At 68.5% G+C, this 19,331-nt stretch carries 16 protein-coding genes, 2 tRNA genes, 1 pseudogene and 1 riboswitch; of the genes and pseudogenes, 3 read left to right on the forward strand and 16 right to left on the reverse strand.

The features are described 5' to 3' along the window. Positions 1–334: pseudogene (locus tag ACG04R_RS20145) on the forward strand (IS21 family transposase); the annotation flags it as partial. After that, positions 327–1,118 (forward strand): IS21-like element helper ATPase IstB, encoded by a 792-nt coding sequence (gene istB, locus ACG04R_RS20150; RefSeq protein WP_394415026.1) that lies wholly within the window; start codon positions 327–329, stop codon positions 1,116–1,118. The pseudogene ACG04R_RS20145 and the gene istB, both read left to right, overlap by 8 nt. A 206-nt stretch (positions 1,119–1,324) precedes the next feature. Here the strand turns inward: istB and ACG04R_RS20155 are convergent. The 16 genes from ACG04R_RS20155 to ACG04R_RS20230 form a co-directional block, all read right to left on the reverse strand. After that, positions 1,325–1,400 (reverse strand) — tRNA-Asn (locus tag ACG04R_RS20155). A 67-nt stretch (positions 1,401–1,467) separates the two neighbouring features. Further along, positions 1,468–1,543 (reverse strand) — tRNA-Asn (locus ACG04R_RS20160). Positions 1,544–1,578: 35 nt separating this feature from the next. Next, entirely contained in the window at positions 1,579–3,717 is a 2,139-nt protein-coding gene (locus ACG04R_RS20165) for a TonB-dependent siderophore receptor (protein ID WP_394415029.1), read from the reverse strand. Positions 3,718–3,786: 69 nt separating this feature from the next. Beyond that, positions 3,787–3,888: riboswitch (TPP riboswitch) on the reverse strand. Positions 3,889–4,042: 154 nt separating this feature from the next. Beyond that, the gene (locus tag ACG04R_RS20170) at positions 4,043–5,128 is read right to left on the reverse strand and encodes an NAD(P)/FAD-dependent oxidoreductase (RefSeq protein ID WP_394415032.1); all 1,086 of its coding nucleotides are present in this window, start codon (positions 5,126–5,128) and stop codon (positions 4,043–4,045) included. Positions 5,129–5,141: 13 nt separating this feature from the next. Further along, positions 5,142–5,465: a ferredoxin FdxA gene (gene fdxA / locus ACG04R_RS20175; RefSeq protein ID WP_394415035.1), complete on the reverse strand. Its 324-nt coding sequence runs from the start codon at positions 5,463–5,465 to the stop codon at positions 5,142–5,144. After that, a complete protein-coding gene (gene cobA, locus ACG04R_RS20180; protein ID WP_394415038.1) occupies positions 5,462–6,247 on the reverse strand; it encodes a uroporphyrinogen-III C-methyltransferase in 786 nt (261 codons plus the stop codon). The genes fdxA and cobA overlap by 4 nt, the downstream gene beginning before the upstream one ends. Beyond that, positions 6,247–7,533 carry a sulfate adenylyltransferase subunit 1 gene (locus ACG04R_RS20185; RefSeq protein WP_394415041.1) on the reverse strand — a complete coding sequence of 429 codons (1,287 nt, stop codon included), beginning with the start codon at positions 7,531–7,533 and terminating at the stop codon, positions 6,247–6,249. The genes cobA and ACG04R_RS20185 overlap by 1 nt, the downstream gene beginning before the upstream one ends. Continuing rightward, positions 7,533–8,498 carry a sulfate adenylyltransferase subunit CysD gene (gene cysD / locus ACG04R_RS20190; protein WP_394415043.1) on the reverse strand — a complete coding sequence of 322 codons (966 nt, stop codon included), beginning with the start codon at positions 8,496–8,498 and terminating at the stop codon, positions 7,533–7,535. The genes ACG04R_RS20185 and cysD overlap by 1 nt, the downstream gene beginning before the upstream one ends. Next, positions 8,495–9,250, reverse strand: coding sequence for a phosphoadenylyl-sulfate reductase (locus ACG04R_RS20195; RefSeq protein ID WP_394415046.1), 756 nt, complete (start codon positions 9,248–9,250; stop codon positions 8,495–8,497). Before ACG04R_RS20195 ends, cysD begins: the two co-directional genes overlap by 4 nt. Beyond that, positions 9,247–9,741, reverse strand: coding sequence for a DUF934 domain-containing protein (locus tag ACG04R_RS20200; RefSeq protein ID WP_394415049.1), 495 nt, complete (start codon positions 9,739–9,741; stop codon positions 9,247–9,249). The genes ACG04R_RS20195 and ACG04R_RS20200 overlap by 4 nt, the downstream gene beginning before the upstream one ends. Beyond that, positions 9,738–11,459: a nitrite/sulfite reductase gene (locus ACG04R_RS20205; RefSeq protein ID WP_394415052.1), complete on the reverse strand. Its 1,722-nt coding sequence runs from the start codon at positions 11,457–11,459 to the stop codon at positions 9,738–9,740. The genes ACG04R_RS20200 and ACG04R_RS20205 overlap by 4 nt, the downstream gene beginning before the upstream one ends. Positions 11,460–11,472: 13 nt before the next feature. Beyond that, complete coding sequence (locus ACG04R_RS20210) at positions 11,473–12,240, reverse strand: sulfite exporter TauE/SafE family protein (RefSeq protein WP_394415488.1); 768 nt, start codon at positions 12,238–12,240, stop codon at positions 11,473–11,475. 118 nt (positions 12,241–12,358) lie between these two features. After that, positions 12,359–13,282 carry a DNA-binding protein YbiB gene (gene ybiB, locus ACG04R_RS20215; RefSeq protein WP_394415055.1) on the reverse strand — a complete coding sequence of 308 codons (924 nt, stop codon included), beginning with the start codon at positions 13,280–13,282 and terminating at the stop codon, positions 12,359–12,361. 66 nt (positions 13,283–13,348) lie between these two features. Further along, positions 13,349–13,924 (reverse strand): outer membrane beta-barrel protein, encoded by a 576-nt coding sequence (locus tag ACG04R_RS20220; protein WP_394415058.1) that lies wholly within the window; start codon positions 13,922–13,924, stop codon positions 13,349–13,351. A gap of 232 nt (positions 13,925–14,156) precedes the next feature. Beyond that, positions 14,157–14,717: an outer membrane beta-barrel protein gene (locus ACG04R_RS20225; protein ID WP_394415061.1), complete on the reverse strand. Its 561-nt coding sequence runs from the start codon at positions 14,715–14,717 to the stop codon at positions 14,157–14,159. Positions 14,718–14,939: 222 nt separating this feature from the next. Beyond that, on the reverse strand, positions 14,940–16,061 hold the full coding sequence (locus tag ACG04R_RS20230) for an outer membrane beta-barrel protein (RefSeq protein ID WP_394415063.1): 1,122 nt from the start codon (positions 16,059–16,061) through the stop codon (positions 14,940–14,942). Positions 16,062–16,321: 260 nt separating this feature from the next. Here ACG04R_RS20230 and ACG04R_RS20235 point away from each other — a divergent pair, with 260 nt between their 5' ends. Next, the gene (locus ACG04R_RS20235; RefSeq protein WP_394415065.1) at positions 16,322–19,252 is read left to right on the forward strand and encodes an HD domain-containing phosphohydrolase; all 2,931 of its coding nucleotides are present in this window, start codon (positions 16,322–16,324) and stop codon (positions 19,250–19,252) included. Positions 19,253–19,331: the final 79 nt, after the last annotated feature.

Consider the following 19,331-nt stretch of genomic DNA (forward strand, 5'->3'; position numbering starts at 1 on the left):
CAACGGCGCGCCGTTCACCGAGCTGCCGGTGGCCTTCAAGAAGCTGCAGACCGAGCTGCTCAAGAAGCCAGGCGGGGACCGCGAGATGGTGGAGGTGCTGGCGCTGGTGCTGCACCACGAGGAGCAGTCAGTGCTGGCCGCCGTGGAACTTGCGCTGGAGGTCGGCGTGCCGACCAAGATGTACGTCATCAACGTGCTGCACCGTCTGCTCGATGGCAAGGCCGATCCACCGCCGGTGGACGCACCACAGGCCCTGCGCCTGACGACCGAACCCCAAGCCAACGTGACGCGCTACGACGACCTGCGCAATGAAAGGAAGGTGCGCCATGCGTGACACCAAGATCAACGCGCTCGTCGTGGCACTGCCCGAGCTGAAGATGTTCGGCATGGCCCACGCGGTGGGCGAGTTGGCCGAGCAAGGCGCACCGGCCTTCGAGGCTGCGCAGCCGCTGCTGGCGCAACTGCTCAAGGCCGAGACCGCCGAGCGCGAGGTGCGCGCCGTGGCCTACCAGCTCAAGCAGGCGCGCTTCCCGGTCTACCGCGACCTGGCCGGCTTCGAGTTCGCGCACAGCGAGGTCAACGAAGCGCTGGTGCGGCAACTGCACCTCGGCGAGTTCATGGACCGCGCCGAGAACGTCGTGCTCGTCGGCGGGCCTGGCACGGGCAAGACCCACCTGGCCACGGCCATCGGCGTGCAGGCGCTGGAGCATCACAGGCGGCGTGTGCGGTTCTTCTCTACGGTCGAGCTGGTCAACCAGCTCGAACAGGAGAAGGTCTGCAACAAGACCGGGCAGATGGCGCACCGGCTGGCCCACATGGACATGGTCGTGCTCGACGAGCTGGGCTACTTGCCCTTCAGCGCGTCGGGCGGCGCGCTGCTGTTCCACCTGCTGAGCAAGCTCTACGAGCGCACCAGCGTCGTCATCACGACGAACCTGAGCTTCAGCGAATGGGCCAGCGTCTTCGGCGACGCCAAGATGACCACGGCCCTGCTGGACCGGCTCACGCATCACTGCCATATCCTTGAAACCGGCAACGACAGCTACCGGTTCAAGAACAGCTCAGCTCAACCCACCACCAAGAAGGAGTCCAAACCGAGGAAGTTACCCACAACCTGAGCCCGAGAGGCTCGAACAAGGGTGGGTCAGGATTGGATGGAAACGGTGGGTCAGGATGACGTGGGAATCAACATGGATGGTAGCGATTGCCTGCTGGGCAGCGTGCGGTGAGATGAGCGGCTCGCTTAGGCAGATGTCGGAGACGACACCAACCGGAACGGCCAAAGAAAAAGCCCCACACGCTTTCGCATGTGAGGCTTCTTGAATGGCTCCCCGACCTGGGCTCGAACCAGGGACCTACGGATTAACAGTCCGGCGCTCTACCGACTGAGCTATCGAGGAATGGATTTCTATGTCGGCATGACAAGCGGTTGCGTCATGCGTCTTGGCATCTTGCGATGCAATTCTGTGGCTCCCCGACCTGGGCTCGAACCAGGGACCTACGGATTAACAGTCCGGCGCTCTACCGACTGAGCTATCGAGGAACAGAGCCCATGACTATAGCAGCTTTTTCAGGCTCTCAGAGCCGAACCTCCAGACTTGCGCGCAAAGTCCGCGGCGCGAGGGGGTAGAGGTAGCTGTGTTCGTACTGCCAGGGCGACTCGCGCCAGGCGCGGCGGTTGGCGAGGTTGTCGACGGCGGCGCGCCAGATCCAGGTCTGGCTGCCTACGCCCTGCATGTAGCGCAGGCCGGCGTCGGCGACCGTCCAGGCAGGCACGGGGACGCTGTTGTCAGGCGTGGCGTAGCGCCGGCCTTCGTACTGCAGGCCGAACTGCGCCTGCAGGCCCGGCAGCAGGTCCTGGCGGAACTGCGCCTTGATCGTCGTCTGCGGCACGTTGGGCGGCACGAGGCCGTTGAGGCCGGCGTTGCTGCTGCCTTCGCGGCGGGCGCGCAGCCGCGTGGCGCTGGCGAACAGGCCGCCACCGCTCCACTTCAGGTCGGCGCTGGCCTCGATGCCGCGGTGGTGGGCGGTGCCGTCGATGCGGCGCTCGCAGCTGTCCTTGTCGCTGCATTCCGTGAAGCCGGGCAGCGGGATGTCGCTGTAGGTCGGGCGGCGGATGTCGAAGACGGTCAGCGAGCCTTCGACGCGCTGCGTGCCGGTCTTGAGGCCGATTTCGGTCTGGCGGCTCTTGAGCGCCGGCAGTGCCTGGCCATGGTTGGCGTACATCGGCAGGTTGGGCACGACCTCGCTCTCGACGCCCTGGCCCCAGCTCGCGTAGACCAGCCAGTCGGCGGCGATGGCGTGGCTGAGCGCGACCCAAGGCGTCGTGAGGTCTTGCGAGTAGTTGGTGGCCTCCTCGCCGTCCGTCTGCACGCTCTCGCGGTGCAGGCGGGTGTGGCGCAGGCCCAGCCAGGCGCTGGTGTCGGCGCCCAGCGCCACACGGTCGCGCAGGTAGAGCTCGTTGCTGCGCTCGTCGCGGTTGGTGTTCGTGCCGGTCAGCTCGGGCTGGGGCGCCGTGACGGCGCTTCCGTCGATGTTGCCGGTGCCCGCCGGGTTGTAGGCCTGGCCCTGGAAGCGGCTCTTGAACCGGCTCGTCAGGCCGCCGACGGTGAGGTCATGGCGCATGCCTGCGAGCTGCACTGGGCCGCTGGCCGAGACGTCGAGTGACGTCGTGTCGCGATGCTCGTTCTCGCTGCGGTAGTCGTAGAGGTCGTAGGTGCCGTCGGGGCAGAAGCTGGAGGCGTAGTAGGTGGTGCCGTCGGCGGCCGTGCAGCCGAAGGCGTAGGCCAGGCGGTCGTCGGTGCGCAGGCGCTGGATGCCGAGGCTGGCCTGGGCGCGCCAGTCGTTGCCCAGTTTCTGCTGCACGCGCAGCGACGCGTGCGTGTTGTCGAACACGACGGGTTGGCTCCACGGCTGGTTGTTCAGGTTGAGCTTGGGGTCGATGGTCTTCGCGTCGGGCAGCTGGTTGCCCAGCAGGCTGAAGCCTTGCTGGCTGGGCTGGGCCTGGTGGCTGAATTCGACCTCGGCTTCGACGAGGGTGTCGGCGCTGACGCGCCAGTCGGTGGCGACGGCCAGCGTGTGGGAGTTGCCCTTGCTGTTGCGCAGTTCGGGGTCGAGCCGGGCCGCTGCGAGATTGACGCGCAGGCCGAACTCGCGGTTCGCGCCGAAGCGCTGCGAGTGGTCGATGCTGGCCTCCACGGTGCCGTTCTGGACGACGCCGACCGCCAGCGTGGTGGCGTCATCGGCCAGCGGCCGCTTGACGACGAGGTTGAGCAGGCCGGCCGGCGAGCTGGTGCCGGCCTGGATGCCGGAGCTGCCCTTGAGCACCTCGATGGCGGACTTGTTGGCCAGCGTCAGCGCCGTCTCGCCGCTGACCGGCAGGCCGTCGCGGCGGATGTTGTAGCGGTTGTCGAGGTCGAAGCCGCGCACCTTCAACTGCGACCAGTAGCCGGTGGCGTTGTAGGCATCGGAAACGGAGGCGTCGAGCCGGGTGATGCCCGAGAACTGCGTGATGCCGAGGTCGTCCAGCCGTTCGGCGGACAGGCTCAGCGCCTGCATGGGCAGCTTGGCCGGCGGATCGGTGAAGCCGCTCAGGCTGGGGGCGGCCTCGATGGCCTTGCCGGTCACGGTGACGGCGGGCAGGGTCTGGGCGGATGCGAGGCCGGCGGCCAGCAGGGCGGCCGCCGTGGCGATGAGGGAGAGAGAAGTGCGTGCCATCGGAATGCGAAGCGATGGCAGGTCGGCAAACACTGAAGACGTCAGGCCCTCGGAGACGGGAGAGGAGGGGCTGCGATTCGGCTGCTTCCCTGCGCGAGGATTACCTCAATCAGGTTCAAAGGGACTGTCTCAGTCGATGGCGCCAGGCCATCAACACCCCTAGCGAAGACGCGCCGCATGAAGCGACGCGCAGCGGGATTCTATTCGTGGCCGTTGCCAGGCTTGCGCAATGGCGTCACAGCAAGGCGCACGGGCGCAGACAGTGGCATCGCCACGGCAGGCCCGCGCAACGCCGCTGTGGCGTCATTTCGCAAGCCCAATCCCGTCAGTCGAAGACGGGGGATTCGACGCCCAGCACCTTGTGCAGCTTGGGGCTCGTCGTCGTGTACTGCAGGTGCACGCGCTTGTCCGGGAAGACGTAGGGCGCGGCGCCGAAGGCGGCCAGCGCGGCCTCGTGGAAGCCGCTCAGGATGAGCTTCTTCTTGCCCGGGTAGGTGTTCACGTCGCCGACGGCGAAGATGCCCGGCACGCTGGTCTCGAACTTCTCGGTGTCGACGACGATCTGCTTGCGCTCCAGCGCGAGGCCCCATTCGGCAATCGGGCCGAGCTTGGGCGACAGGCCGAAGAAGGCCAGCACCTGGTCGCAGGGCACGACGCGCGTGATGCCGTCGTTGCCGGCGATCTTCAGGCCCGTGAGCTGACCGTCGCGTTCCTCGATGCCGACCGTCTGGCCGACGACGAACTGCATCTCCTGCGCCTCGCACAGCTCGCGCATCTTGGCGACGCTGGCCGGCGCGGCCCGGAAGCCATCGCGGCGGTGCACGAGGATGACGCTCTCGGCCTTGTGCGGGTTGCCGTCGGCGTGGGCGGCGCAGAAGTTCAGCGCCCAGTCCAGCGCCGAGTCGCCGCCGCCGATGATGAGCAGGTTCTTGCCGGCGAACTGCTCGGGGCCCTTGACGCGGTAGTGGACCTGCGTGCCCTCGTAGGGCTCGACGCCTTCGACCTTCAGCGTGCGCGGCTGGAACGAGCCCACGCCGCCGGCGATGAAGACCGTCCTGGTGACGAACTGCGTGCCCTTGCTGGTCTCGACAACGAAGCCGCCATCTTCCAGCTTCTGCACCTGCGTGACTTCCTGGCCCAGGTGAAAGGTCGCGCCGAAGGGCTCGATCTGCTTGAGCAGGCTGTCCGTCAACTCCTTGCCGGTGCACATGGGCACGGCCGGGATGTCGTAGATGGGCTTGTCGGGGTACAGCTCGATGCACTGGCCACCGGGGTAGGCCAGGCTATCGATGATGTGCGCCTTGATCTCCAGCAGGCCCAGCTCGAAGACCTGGAACAGGCCGACCGGCCCGGCACCGACGATGACGGCGTCGGTCGTGATGGCGTCGGGGCGGATAGCGGCTGCCGGCATGGAGAAGAAGGGCTCAGCGGATCAGTTCGGGCAGCTTGCCCGTCTTGTCCTTCCACTCCTCGGCGTCGGGCAGGGCGGGCTTGCGCTTGGTGATGCTGGGCCACTTCTTGGCCAGGTCCGCGTTGATCTTGATCATGTGGATCTGATCGCCGGGCACGTCTTCCTCCGGCAGGATCGCATTGACCGGGCATTCGGGGATGCAGACGGCGCAGTCGATGCACTCGTCGGGGTCGATGGTGAGGAAGTTCGGGCCTTCGCGGAAGCAGTCGACCGGGCAGACGTCGACGCAGTCGGTGTATTTGCAGCGGATGCAGGCTTCGGTGACGACGTGGGTCATGTGCGGCTCTGGGAGGTAAGGGGTGCCTGTTCAGGCGAAACAGCGATTTTATTGGACGCCGGCAGGGCGCCCGTGCCGACGATGAGAACGGCGGGGCGGCCGCCGTGCAATGGGGCCGCGTCGGCGAGGTCGGCCAGCAGGTGTTCGCTGGTCAGCGCGTCGGCGCAGCCGGCGCGGCTGACGACCAGCGCGGGCGTGTCCGCGGCCCAGCCGGCGGTGATGAGCTTGGGGCCCAGCGTGTCGAGCTGGCGGCCGGCCATGTAGAAGACTTCGGTGTCGGCCGACAGTGCCGCACGCAGCTCGCCCTCGGCTGTCATGGCCGTCGTGAGGCTGACGTTGCGGCCGCGGCCGCGGCGGGTGAGTGGCCGCTGGGTCAGCGCGGCAGCGGCCGAGGCGGCGGTGACACCGGGGATGATTTCGCTGGCGATGCCGGCATCGGCCAGGGCCTGCAGTTCCTCTTCGAGCCTGCCGAAGATGCTGGCGTCGCCGCCTTTGAGCCGAACGACGACGGCGTGTTCGCGGGCAGCCTGAACCAGTAACGCGTTGATCTCGGCCTGCTTGGCCGAGTGCTCGAAGCCACGCTTGCCGACGTAGGTCCAGCGGGCATTGGGCGCGAGATCCTGCAGCGCAGGGTCGGCAAGGGCGTCGGCCAGCACGATGTCGGCCGTGGCCAGCGCGCGGGCGCCGCGAACCGTGATGAGGTCCGCCGCGCCGGGGCCGGCGCTGACGAAGATCACGCGGCCGGTCGGCTGCGTGTTCCCATCCTCACGGCCCAGGCCCATCACCAGGCCTCTTCGACCGGAGCAGCCTGCACGTCCACCAGCAGCGCGCCGCTGGTGCGGTGGCTGGCGGGGTCGACCACGATCAGCGCGCCGCCGACGCGGTTGTCCTTGAACGGCTCGACCGGCAGCTCATGCTGCACTTCCATCTGCACGCGGCCGATGGTGTTGACGGGCAGTTCGTGCGCGTCCTGCGGCTGCAGCGTGTTGATGTCCAGCACCGACTTGATGGCCGAGATGCGCGCCTGCACCCAGCGGTTGCCGTGGCGCACCCAGTACTTGCGGCCGGGCTTGGCGGCTTCGGTGTCCAGCCAGGCCAGCGTGGCCGGGAAGGTCTTGGTCTGCGAGGCCGAGCCAGGCGTGACGATCCAGTCGCCGCGGCTCACATCCAGCTGGCGGTCCAGCACCAGGCCGGCCGAGTCGCCGGCGGCGGCGCTGTCCACGGTCTCGCCGGCCAGGCGCACTTCGGCGACGACGGCGGTCTGCTTGGACGGCAGCACCTCGATGGTGTCGCCGGCCTTCACGGCGCCGTGGGCGATGCGGCCCCACAGCACGCGCGGCTGGAAGCCGGTGCCTTCGGACTGGTGCGCGTTCTTCTGCACGTACTGCACGGGCAGCGACAGCGGTGCGTCGGTGCGCTCGCTGCTGGTGGGCAGGCGCTCCAGCACCTGCAGCAGGCTCTCGCCGTTCCACCAGGGCGCGTCCAGCGGCTGGGTCACGTTGTCGCCGCGCAGCGCGCTGACGGGCACCGTGGCGGCCACGTTCAGGCCCGCGGCGGCGGCGAACTTGTCCAGTGCCGTCTTGACCTTGGCAAAGCCGGCGCCAGCGTCGTCCAGCGCGTCGATCTTGTTGACGGCGAAGACGATGCTGGGCACACGCAGCAACTGGGCCAGCAGCGAGTGGCGGCGGGTCTGCGGCAGCAGCGTGACCTCGGCTTCGTTCAGGTTCAGCTTGGTGATGTCCACCAGCACGACGGCGGCGTCGCTGCCGGCGGCGGCCGTGACCATGTTGCGCGTGTACTGCTCATGGCCAGGGGCGTCGGCAATGATGAACTTGCGCGTCTTGGTCGCGAAGTAGCGGTAGGCCACGTCGATGGTGATGCCTTGCTCGCGCTCGGCTTCGAGGCCGTCGGTCAGCAGGCTCAGGTCGATGGGGCGGCCGGCGGCGCGGCGCTCCAGCGTGTCGAGCTGGTCGGCGAGGATGGCCTGGCCGTCGAACAGCAGGCGGCCGATCAGCGTGGACTTGCCGTCGTCGACGGAGCCGGCGGTGAGGAATCGCAGCGCCTTCATCAGAAATACCCTTCCTTCTTGCGCTTCTCCATGGAAGCTTCACTGGTGCGGTCGTCCATGCGGGTGGCGCCGCGTTCGCTCACCGTCACGGTCAGCGTCTCGGCCACGACCTCGCTCGCGTTGGCGGCGGGGCTCTCGACCGGGCAGGTGCAGGTCATGTCGCCAACGGTGCGGAAACGCACGGTGGCGGTCTCGACGGTTTCGCCTTCTTCCGGCGGTGTGACGTCGGTCAACGGCACCAGCAGGCCCTTGCGGCGGATGACCTGGCGCTGGTGCGCGAAGTACATCTGCGGCAGCGGGATGTTCTCGCGAGCGATGTAGAGCCACACGTCCAGCTCGGTCCAGTTGCTGATGGGGAAGCAGCGGAAATGCTCGCCCGGGCGGATGCGCGTGTTGAACAGCGTCCACAGCTCGGGGCGCTGCTCCTTGGGCTGCCATTGGCCGAAGCTGTCGCGGTGGCTGAAGATGCGCTCCTTGGCGCGCGCCTTCTCCTCGTCGCGGCGGGCGCCGCCGATGAGCGCGTCGAACTTGTGCTCCTCGATGGTCTCCAGCAGCGTGACCGTCTGGTGGCCGTTGCGGCTTTCCAGCGGGTGGCTCAGGCGGATGGTGCCCTTGGCCATGCTGTCTTCGAGGTGCCCGACGATCAGGCGCTCGCCCATCTCGGCGACGCGCTGATCACGGAAGGTGATGACCTCGGGGAAGTTGTGGCCCGTGTCGATGTGCACCAGCGGGAAGGGCAGCGAGCCCGAGTAGCCGCTCGGGTGCGCGGCGTTCTTCATCTTGAACGCCTTCTCGGCCAGGCGCAGCACGACGCAGGAGTCCTTGCCGCCCGAGAACAGCAGCGCGGGGCGCTCGAAACTGGCAGCGACCTCGCGCAGGATGAAGATGGCCTCTTCTTCCAGCGCATCCAGATGCGCGTGGTCGACGTCGGCGATGAGTTGTTCAGGTTTCACAGCAGCATTCATGATTTGGCGTGCAGGCCGCACTCTTTCGATGAGTCTTCCCACCACCAGCGGCCGGCGCGGAAGTCCTCGCCGACGGCGATGGCGCGCGTGCAGGGCGCGCAACCGATGCTGGGCATGAACTGGTCATGCAGCGGGTTGTAGGGGACCTCGTACTTTTGAACGTAGGCCCAGACTTCCGCCCAGGTCCAGTCGGCGATGGGGCTGATCTTGCGGCGGCCGTTGCCGTCGTCTTCGTCAAACGCAACATCACCACGGGCGCCGCTCTGCTCGCGGCGCAAGCCGGTGATCCAGGCCGTGCGGCCCTTCAGCATGCGGCCCAGCGGCTCCATCTTGCGCACGCCGCAGCAGGCCTTGCGCAGATCGATGCTCTTGTACATCGCGTCCTGGCCCTCGCGGGCGACGAACTGGATGACGGCCTCGGCGACGGGCGTGAACACTTCGACGTCGAAGCCGTAGCGGGCCTTGATCTGCGGCAGCAGGCCCAGCGTCTCGGCGTGCAGCTTGCCGGTGTCCAGCGTCGAGATGTGGACGGGCAGGCCGGTGCGGGAGATCAGGTCGGTGATGACCATGTCCTCCACGCCCAGGCTGCTGCTCTGCACGAGGCCATCGCCATGCGCGATGTTGGCGTCGCGCAGGCGTTGCAGTGCGGCCTCGATCTTGGCGTCCAGCGCCAGCGTCCACTTGGCGTAGAGCCCGATGGCGTTGCCGACGGCAGGCGCCGCCGCCCAGGGCAGGGCGCTCACCTCGCTCATGCCGCACTCCTCAGGAACCACGGGCGCGTCTCGGCCACGTCGCCCTGGTAGAAGCCGACGGGCGCGAACAGGTCCAGCGCCTTCTGCGCCGCGGCCTGCGACTGGTCGCCGCGCATGACGACTTCGTCGAAGCCGGTGCGGGCCAGCAACTGCATCATGTCCACGAGCACCTCGCCGCGGGCGCGGATGGCACCCTTGAACTGGTGGCGGATGCGCAGCAGGTGGGCCTGGCTGTAGGCGCGGCCATCGGTCCACTTCGGGAAGTCCAGCACGATCAGCGCGATGCGCGGCAGGTCAGCCGCAAGCTGGTTGATGTCGGCGTCGTTCGGGAACTCGATGGCGACGGGCACGTCCTGCGGCCAGTGGGCGCGCACGGCGTGCCACTGCTCCAGGGTCAGCAGGCGGTTGGCTGCAGGATCGGGATCGGGCTTGGGGCCGTCCTCGCCGATGGCGTGCTTCCAGGGGCAGGTGGTGGCGTTGATGAACTTCATGCTTGAGCCTTGGCAGTCGAAACGCGCACGGCGTTGGCGGCGGTCTTGAAGGGGTCGAGACCCAGGCGCTTCACGGCGTCGATGAAGTGTTCACCGGCCAAGCGTTCGCGCGTGAAGGTCTCGATGACGGCGTCGATGGCGTCGGCGATCTCGTCGGCCGCGAAGCTGGGGCCGACGACCTTGCCGGCCACGGTGGCGCCGGCGAGTTGGGTGCCATCACCGCCGCCCAGCGTCAGCTGGTACCACTCGGTGCCGTCCTTGTCGACGCCCAGCACGCCGATGTGGCCGCTGTGGTGGTGGCCGCAGGAGTTGATGCAGCCGCTGATGTGCAGGTCGATCTCGCCCAGGTCCTCGAGCTCGTCGATGTCCTGGTAGCGCTCGGCGATCTCGGCGGCCAGCGGCAGCGAGCGGGCGTTGGCCAGTGCGCAGAAGTCGCCGCCGGGGCAGGCGATCTGGTCGGTCAGCAGGCCGGCGTTGGGCGTGGCGAAACCGGCGGCGCGTGCGGCCTGGAACAGCTCGGGCAGGTCGGCCTCTCGCACCCAGGGCAGCACGAGGTTCTGGCGGTGCGACACGCGCAGCTCGCCGTGGCTGAAACGCTCGGCCAGCGCGGCGGCGGTGTCCATCACGTCGGCGCTGGTGTCTCCCGGGGCGATGCCCACGCGCTTGAGGCTGAGCGTGACGGCGCGGTAGCCGCTGACGCGGTGGCCGTGCACGTTGCGCGAGAGCCAACGCGCGAAGGCCGGGTCGCTGGTGTCCAGCTGCGCGGGGGCTTCGGGCTTCACGCCGGCGGGGTCGACGAAGCAGGCGGCCACGCGGTCCAGCTCGGCCTGCGGAATCACCTGCTCGTGGCCGGCCGGGTCATCGGCCAGGATGCGCTGGAACTCCTCGTTGACGGCGTCGAAGAACTTCTGGCCTTCGGCCTTGACGAGGATCTTGATGCGGGCCTTGTACAGGTTGTCACGGCGGCCGGCGAGGTTGTAGACGCGCACGATGGCCTCGATGTAGACGAGGATCAGGTGCCACGGCACGAACGGGTTGATCTCGACACCCGGGATGGGCGTGCGGCCCATGCCGCCACCGACGAAGACCTGGAAGCCGACCTCGCCCGCGGCGTTCTTCTTCAGCTGCAGGCCGATGTCGTGCCAGCCGATGGCCGCACGGTCCTCGGTAGCGCCCGAGATGGCGATCTTGAACTTGCGCGGCAGGTGGGCGAACTCGGGATGCAGCGTGCTCCACTGGCGCAGCACCTCGGCGTAGGGGCGGGCGTCGACGATCTCGTCGGGCGCGATGCCGACGAAGGCGTCGCTGGTGATGTTGCGGATGCAGTTGCCACTGGTCTGGATGCCGTGCATGTCGACCTCGGCCAGCAGGTCCATCACGTCGGCGCTCTTCACGAGCGGAATCCAGTTGTATTGCAGGTTCTGGCGTGTCGTGAAGTGGCCGTAGCCGCCCTGGCCGGCGAACGGGCCGTCGGGCTGGCGGTCGTACTCGCGGGCGATCTTGGCGAGCTGGCGCAACTGGCGCGAGGACAGCTCGCCGTAGGGCACGGCCACGCGCAGCATCGGCGCATGGCGCTGGATGTACCAGCCGTTCTGCAGGCGCAGCGCGCGGAACTCGTCCGTGCCCAGCGTGCCGGCGAGGTGGCGCTCGAGCTGGTCGCGGTACTGCGCGGCGCGGGCGTGGACGAAGCGGCGGTCGAAGTCGGTGTATTGGTACATCGAGAGACAGTCTTTAGTGGATCACTTTCCAGCCGGCCATCAGCAGCGACGCGCACAGCAGGCTGCGCACGACGCCGTCCGGCAGGCGGCGGGTCAATTGGGCGCCCAGCCAGATGCCGGGCAGGGAGCCGATCAAAAGGGACGCCAGCAGCGCCCAGTTCACGTTGCCCAGGCTCGCATGGCCGATGCCGGCGACGAGCGTCAGCGGCACGGCATGGGCAATGTCGGTGCCCACGATGTCGCGGGCCTTCATGCGGGGGTAGATCAGCAGGATCAGCGTCGCGCCGATGGCACCGGCGCCGATGGACGACAGCGACACCAGCACGCCGAGGATCAGGCCGCTGGCGATGGTCAGCCACGGCTTGCGCGACTCGGGAATCCAGCGCTCCAGCCGCAGGCCCAGCGCCTGCCAGCTGGCCTTGAACGCGACAACGACGGCCGTCAGCAGCAGCGCGATGCCCAGCGAGAACGTCAGCGCCGACGCCCAGCCCTTGGTGACGCCGCTCAGGTGCATCAGCGCGATGGTGGCGATGGAGGCGGGCACCGAGCCGGCCAGCAGGCGGCGCACGACGACCCAGTTCACGTGGCCGTGGCGGGCGTGCGCGACCGAGCCGCTCATCTTGGTCAGGCAGGCGAACCAGAGGTCGGTACCGATGGCGACCGCGGGGTTGAGCTTGAAGACGGACAGCAGCAGCGGCGTCATCAGCGAGCCGCCGCCCACGCCGGTGATACCGACGATCAGGCCGACGCCCCCTCCACTCGCGATCGCAATCCAGTCCAGCACCCGAAAAACTCCAGCGGCGACCCCATGACGCCTGAGGGCGCGACTCTAGGGAATGTTGCAGTGCCGCAGAACTACTTAATTCTTGGGGCCATATGCCCAGGCTGAATAAGCAACCTCAGTTTGTGGCGAGGAGCTTCAGCACGGCGACCTGTTCGGCAATGCGCGGGGGCACGGGTTCGGTGCCGTCCAGCATCGCGCGGATCAGCCGGGCATTGTCGCCCGGCTCGCAGGCCGGGGACAGCGGCCAGTCCAGATCGGCGGTGTCCGCCGCGTGCAGCGGCGCGGTCTGGCCGTCCTGGAAGCCGATCAGGTGTGACTTGCGTCGCAGGTGGGCGTAGGCCTCGCCCTCGCTGGCGCGCATCAGCAGCGCGCGGCCGCCGCCCGCCGTCAGGCCGGGCAGGGCGTTGGACATGCTGTCCAGGTACTCCGGGTGCGTCACGGCCACCACCCGCACGCCGCGGCCGGCGGGGAAGGGGTCCAGCAGCTTGGCGAGGCTGTGCGAGCTGTTGCGCAGGCCCAGGCGCGGGCGCAGCGCCATCAGTGCGTTCAAGCCAGGGTTGAGCATTTGCAAAGGCAGCACGGCCAGCCTGTCGGTCGCCAGGCGCTGTTCGGCGTCGGCCAGCGAGGGGCTGGCGTGCAGGTCGAGCGCGTCCAGCAGCTCGAAGGGGCTGTGGCGACTGTCGAAGTCGTGCCGGCCGAAGACCAGCACCGGCACGCCCTCGCGGGCCAGCAGCAGCGCCACCAGCGGCATCAGGTTGGCCTGCTTGCGGGCGCCGTTGAAGCTGGGCAGCAGCACCGTGCGCGGGCCTGCGGGGGCCTTCAGCGCGGCGGTGCGCGTCTGCATCGCCGCCAGGAAGCCGGCCACCTCGTCGGCACTCTCGCCCTTGATGCGCATCGCGACGAGGATGGCGCCGAGCTCGATGTCGGGCACGGCGCCGTCCAGCATCTGGCCGAAGAGCTGCTCGGCTTGGTCACGTGTGAGGTCACGGGCACCACGGGTGCCGCGGCCGATTTCCTTGATCAAGGGGGCGAAGTCCATGCCCGCCAGTGTAGAAACGACGAGAGCCGCTCGTGGCGGCTCTGGCTCTGGCTGCGGCACGGGGCCTCAGAACGCCATGCGTGCGCCCAGCGTCACCATGCGAACGTTGGTGTGCTCGCCTTGGTATTGCGCGCGGGTCGCGTCCACGCCGAGCTCGATGCGGGCCGACGGCGTCAGCGCGTAGTTCACGGCCAAGCCGACGATGGGCTGGGTCTTGCTCTCGCTGTCGGACCCGCTGAGCGTGCCGACATCGGCGCCGATCTTGGTGCGCACGCGGGCCACACCCAGGCGGCCGGTCAGGCCCCAGTCGGGCGACAGGGCCGCGGTGTAGGCGCCACCGAGCGATAGTGCTTCAGGCCGTGCGTTCAGGCCGATGGCGCCCTGCGATGCGTGAAAGCGTCCGAAGTTGGCATAGCCGCCTTCCAGCGCGAAGCCGTTGCCAAACGAGTAGCCCAGCAGCGCCTTGCCACCGGTGGCGTTGCGGTCGCAGGCCTGCACGCCGGTGCAGTCGGCGTTCAGGTGGCCTTGGCCGACGCCCAGCAGCCCGTAGACGCCGGGCTGGTTGCTCGAGTTGCCGGTCTGGGCATGCACGGCGCTAGCGGCCAGTGCGAGGGCGGCGAGGGTGAATGCGGTCTTGGTCATGGGTACTTCCTACTTCGTTCATCGGAAGCGACACGAGCTGTCGCTGGTGTGATCCTCGGAGCCGCTGCCGGGGGGACTTGTAGGAGTGCGTCACTCGGTGGCGACGGACTGACACCCGGCCGGGTGAACGCGGGTAAGTCGACGTAAATCACGCAAGCGGGCTTGCAGAATGCCGGCGCCGGGAAGCAAAAAGGCCGCACAAGGCGGCCTTTGGAATCGGGTGGAAGGCCGATCAGAACGCGAACGTCGCGCCCAGCGAGATCAGGCGCACGGCGCCCTTCTGGCCGACGATCTCGGCGTTGGTGGAGTCCGCGGCCAGTTCCAGCTTGACGGTCGGGCTGATGGCATAGGTCACGCCGACACCGGCGTAGGCCTTGGCCTTGCTTTCAGACCGCAAGCCACTGCCCAGGCCCACCACCACGGCGTCGCCCTTCGTCTTGACCTGGGCGATGCCCAGGCGCACGTTCAGGCCCCAGTCGGTGCCCAGCGGCAGCGCGTAGGCGCCGCCCAGCGTGATGGCGGTGGGCTTGAGCGTCAGGGCTTCCGTGCTGTCGGCGAACTTGAACTTGCCGAAGCTCATGTAGCCCAGTTCAACGCTGAAGCCATTGCCGAACTTGTAGCCGCCGACCAGCTTGCCGCCGGTGTCGGAGCTGTCGCAGGTCGTGGCGCCCGAACACTCGACGTTCAGGTGGGTCGAGCCGGCAGCGGCCGTGACGTAGAACTGCTCGTTGGATTGGGCTTGAGCCGAGGCGGCGCCGATCAGTGCGGCCAGGACGATTGCTTGCTTTTTCATTGTGAGAACTCTCCCTTGTTCTCTCGGTTGAGGGCCGATCTGGTGCCGGCTCTGGCCTTTGCGAGGCGGGCGCATCGTAAATAGGTGCAGCCCCGGTTTCGGTCTTGTTTGTCGCCGTGATGCGACAACGTGGCGGTGTGCGTGTAGTGACGATTCACGCACGACGGCCGGGCATGAAAAAAAGGCCGCACGCGGCGGCCTTTCTTGCTGCGGGGCGGCGGATCAGAACGCGTAGGTCACGCCGGCCGAGTAGAGGCGGACGGTGGGCTTCTGGTCGACCACGTCGGCTTCGGTCGAGTCTGCGGCGACCTCGACCTTGAAGTTCTTGTTGATGGCGTAGGTCGCCGCCAGGCCGTAGTAGACCTTGGGCTTGCTCTCGGTCTTGGCGACCGTGGCGGCCGTGTCCTGCGACCTCACCTGGGCGTAGCCGAGGCGCAGCTTGGCGCCGAAGTCGCCGTTCAGCGGCAGCGCCAGCGCACCGTTGAGCAGCAGGGCCGTCGGCTTCACCGTGTACGTCGTGTTGTTGGCGAAGGCGCTGAACTTGCCGAAGCTGATGTAGCCGACCTCCAGCCCCAGGCCGTGGTTGAACTGGTAGCCGCCCAGCAGCTTCATGCCGGTGTCGCTGGTGTCGCACGAGGCGGCGCAGTCGGTCTTGGCGCGGCTGGCGCCGACGGCAGCGGTGGCATAGAAGCCCTCGCCCTGCGCCGGCAGTTCGTCTTCCTGGCCCCACTTGGCACCGAACGCGTAGGTGGCGCCCAGCGTGACCTGGCGGGCCGAGCCCTGGCCGCCCACTGCCGCGCTGATGTTGTCGACGCCCAGTTCGATGTCCAGGTCCTTCATGACCCGGTAGGTCAGGCCCAGGCCGAGGTAGCCGCGGGTCTTGCTGTTCGTCGTCTTGCTCGCGAGCGTCGTGGTGGTGGTCGTGGTGCCGGTCACGACCGTCGTGGTCGTGGAGTCGGTCTTGGTTTTCACCTGGGCCACGCCCAGGCGCGCCTTCACGCCCCAGTTGTTGCCCAGCGCCTGCGTGTACGCGGCGCCGAGCAGGATGGCGATGGGCTTGTAGGTTTCGCTGGTGGTGATCTTGGTGGTGCTGCTGGGCGAAACCACGTTGGTGCCGCCGAACTTGCCGAGCTCGACCGCGCCCAGTTCCGCGCTGATGCCGTAGCCGAAGTTCTGGCCCAGGAGGATCTTGCCGCCCTTGCCCTTGTTGTCGCAGGACGTGTTGCAGTTCACGTCCAGGTGGCCGGCGCCGATGGCACCGGTCACGTAGAAGGGATTGCTGTCCTGGGCGTGCGCGTGGGCGCCAACGACCAGCGCGGCCAGCACGATTGCATGTTTTTTCATCTGGATCTCCTCCAAAGGTTTTGTCATCGGGGGTCCGGGCGGACGCACGGACCCGGCGCCTTTTCGAAGGCGGGGCGGATGCTAGTGAAGGCGGTGTTGCAGCGGGCGGCGCGAGATCGGTTTCGCAGCAACGTGACCATTTGGGGGGCTGCCCTTGACAGGTGCCGGCGTCGGAAGTATCCGCAGGAGGCCGTGCCATGCCGCCCGGAATGCCACGCCGCGCGTGGATACTCATGCCATCACGTCCGCTAACGGCACTCATGCTGCACATCAAGCCCAAGACGCTCTACATCACGCTCAGCATGTTGATGATCGGCCTGGTGATGCTGGTCTGGAGTGTGCTGATGCTGTACGAGCGCTCGCGCAGCGACTCGCTGCTGCTGCAGCAGGCGGGTGCCGCCGCCGGGCGCATCGGGCGAGAGGCTGCGGCCACCGTGGAGGCCGAGTTGCGGCCCGCGCGGGTCAGCGTGACGTTGCTGGCAACTGGTGTGCTGGGCCGCGCGACGACGCAGGCCGATCGCCTGGCCGCGCTGCCGCAGATGGCAGCGGCGCTGCGTGGCAATGCGTCGGTGTCGGCCGTCTATGTCGGCACGGCGGGCGGGTCTTTCGTGTTGCTGCGCCGGCTGAGCGACGACGCCGCGCGCAAGCGCATGGGCGCGCCGGCGGCGGCAGCGCTGGGGCTGCAGATCGTCAATCGCGACGGCGATGCGGCCGCGGGCGCCTACCGCTTCTACGATGCCGGACTGCGCGAGCTCGCGCGCGTCGAGCGGCCCGAGTACGACTTCGACCCGCGCACGCGGCCCTGGTTCGAGCTGGCGCGGCGTGCGGCCGACGGCACGGTCGTGCAGTCGGCACCCTACCGCTTCTTCACGACCGGCGAGACCGGCGTGACGCTGGCGCAGGCCCATGGCAATGCCGTCGTGGGGGCGGACGTGAGCCTGCACGAGCTGGGCGAGATGCTGAAGCGGCCGCAGATCAGCCGCTCGGCGCAGCTGCTGATTGCGACCCCGGGCGGCGAGGTGGTGGCCGAGGCCCGCCACGAGGCCGAAGGAAGCCCCCGGGACGGCCAGTCGCTGGCCCGCGTGGCTGATGCCGCCTCGCCGCTGATGCGTGCGTTGTGGCAGCGCCGTGACGGCGCGGGTCATCTCGATCCGGTGCAGGTGGTGGACGGCGTCGAGTGGGTCAGCCACGCCCTGCCGCTGCAGGGCGCGGTGGAGGCCGGCGCGCCGTTGCTGCTGTTGATGGCCGCGCCGCGCGAGGAGCTGCAGGCCTTCCAGCTCGAGAGCCGTCGCAACGGCTTCTACATCTCGCTGGCCCTGATGCTGCTGTTGATGCCGGTGGTGCATCTGCTGGCGGACCGCGTGTCGCGGCCGCTGCGCCACCTGGCGCGCCAGGCCGAGGCCATCGAGCACTTCGAGTTCGACGGCCCGGACCCGGCGCGCAGCCTGATCCGCGAGGTGGACCGGCTGGCCGTCGCGATGACGTCGATGAAGCACTCGCTGCGTCGCTTCCTCGACATCAGCGGCGCGCTCAGCGCCGAGCGCGACTTCGACGCGCTGCTGGACCTCATCCTGCGCGAGACCATCGCCGTCACCGGCGCCAGCGGCGGTGCCGTACACCTGCTGTCCGACGACGGGCAGTCGCTGCTGCCGGCTTCGGCACGGCTCAACGGCGAGATCGTTCCCGAGGCCGGAAAGCGCTGGGACCTGGACGTGGCCGACAGCCTGGGCGCGCCGGTGCAGGCATTGCGCGCGGACGACGCGGTCGAGGTCGAGCTGAGCTGGAACGACCCCGCCCACGTCGCAGCCTACGGCCTCCTGTTCTCGACGCTGGCCGCGGCGCGGCTGCGGTTGCTGTCGGTGCCGCTGAGGAACCGCCAGCACGAGACCATCGGCACGCTGACGCTGAGCTTCCCGCTGCCGGCCCAGGGCAAGCCGGAGCCGCTGGGCGCGGCGCTGGTGGCTTTTGTGCGCGCGCTGTCCGGCACGGCCGCCGTGGCGCTGGACAACCAGTTGCTGCTGCGTGCGCGCAAGGAGTTGCTGGAGAGCTTCATCCAGCTCGTGGCCGGCGCCATCGACGCCAAGAGCCCCTACACCGCCGGCCACTGCCAGCGCGTGCCGGAGCTGACCAAGATGCTGGCCCAGGCCGCCTGTGACGCGACCGAGGGCCCCTACGCGGGCTTCTCGATGAATGCCGAGCAGTGGGAGGCGCTGCACATCGCCGCGTGGCTGCACGACTGCGGCAAGGTCACGACGCCGGAGTTCGTCGTCGACAAGGCCACCAAGCTCGAGACGCTGCACAACCGTATCCACGAGATCCGCACGCGCTTCGAGGTGCTCAAGCGCGATGTGCTGATCGAGAAGCTGCAGGCCGAGGCAGGTGAGGCCGGCACGGCCCGCGCACAGGCCGCCGCCGCGCCGGCACTGGCCGAGCTGGACGCAGACTACGCCTTCGTCGCCGCCAGCAATGTCGGCGGTGAGACGCTGGCGCCCGAGGCGCTGGCGCGGCTGCGGCGCATCGGCGAGCGGCGCTGGCAGCGCACGCTGGACGACAGCCTGGGCCTGTCCGGCGACGAGGCCAGCCGCCAGCTCAAGCCCCGCCCCGCGCTGCCCGCGACGGAGACGCTGCTGCAGGACCGCCCCGAGCACATCGTGCCGCGCCCCGCCGGCGAGAGGCTGACCGAGGGCAACCGCTGGGGCTTCCGGCTGCGCCAGCCCGAGCTTCTGTACCACCGCGGCGAGCTGCACAACCTCGCCATCGCACGCGGCACGCTGACCGACGAGGAGCGCTACAAGATCAACGATCACATCGTGCAGACCATCAAGATGCTGCACGAACTGCCGTTCCCCAAGCACCTGCGCAGCGTGCCCGAGATCGCCGGCGGCCATCACGAGCGCATGGACGGCCGTGGCTACCCGCGCGGCCTGAGCGGCGCGCAGATGAGCCCACAGGCCCGCATGATGGCCATCGCCGATGTCTTCGAGGCGCTGACCGCCGATGACCGACCCTACAAGCCCGGCAAACCGCTGTCCGAGGCGCTTACGCTGATGCAGCGCATGGCCCGCGAGGGCCATCTCGACCGCGAGCTGTACGACCTGTTCCTGAGTGCCGGGGTCTGCGAAGCCTATGCCGCGCGCTTCATGCCGGCGGAGATGGTGGACGTGGCCGACGTGGGCGTCTATCGCGCTTAGGGCCTGTTCACACGACGGCGGCAGGCCGCGTTGTAGCCAAAAAGCCCGCGAGCAAGGCGCAAACCGCAGCCGGGTCAGA

The organism is Pelomonas candidula (assembly GCF_043555985.1).
GTDB classification, from domain to species: Bacteria; Pseudomonadota; Gammaproteobacteria; order Burkholderiales; family Burkholderiaceae_C; genus Pelomonas; species Pelomonas candidula.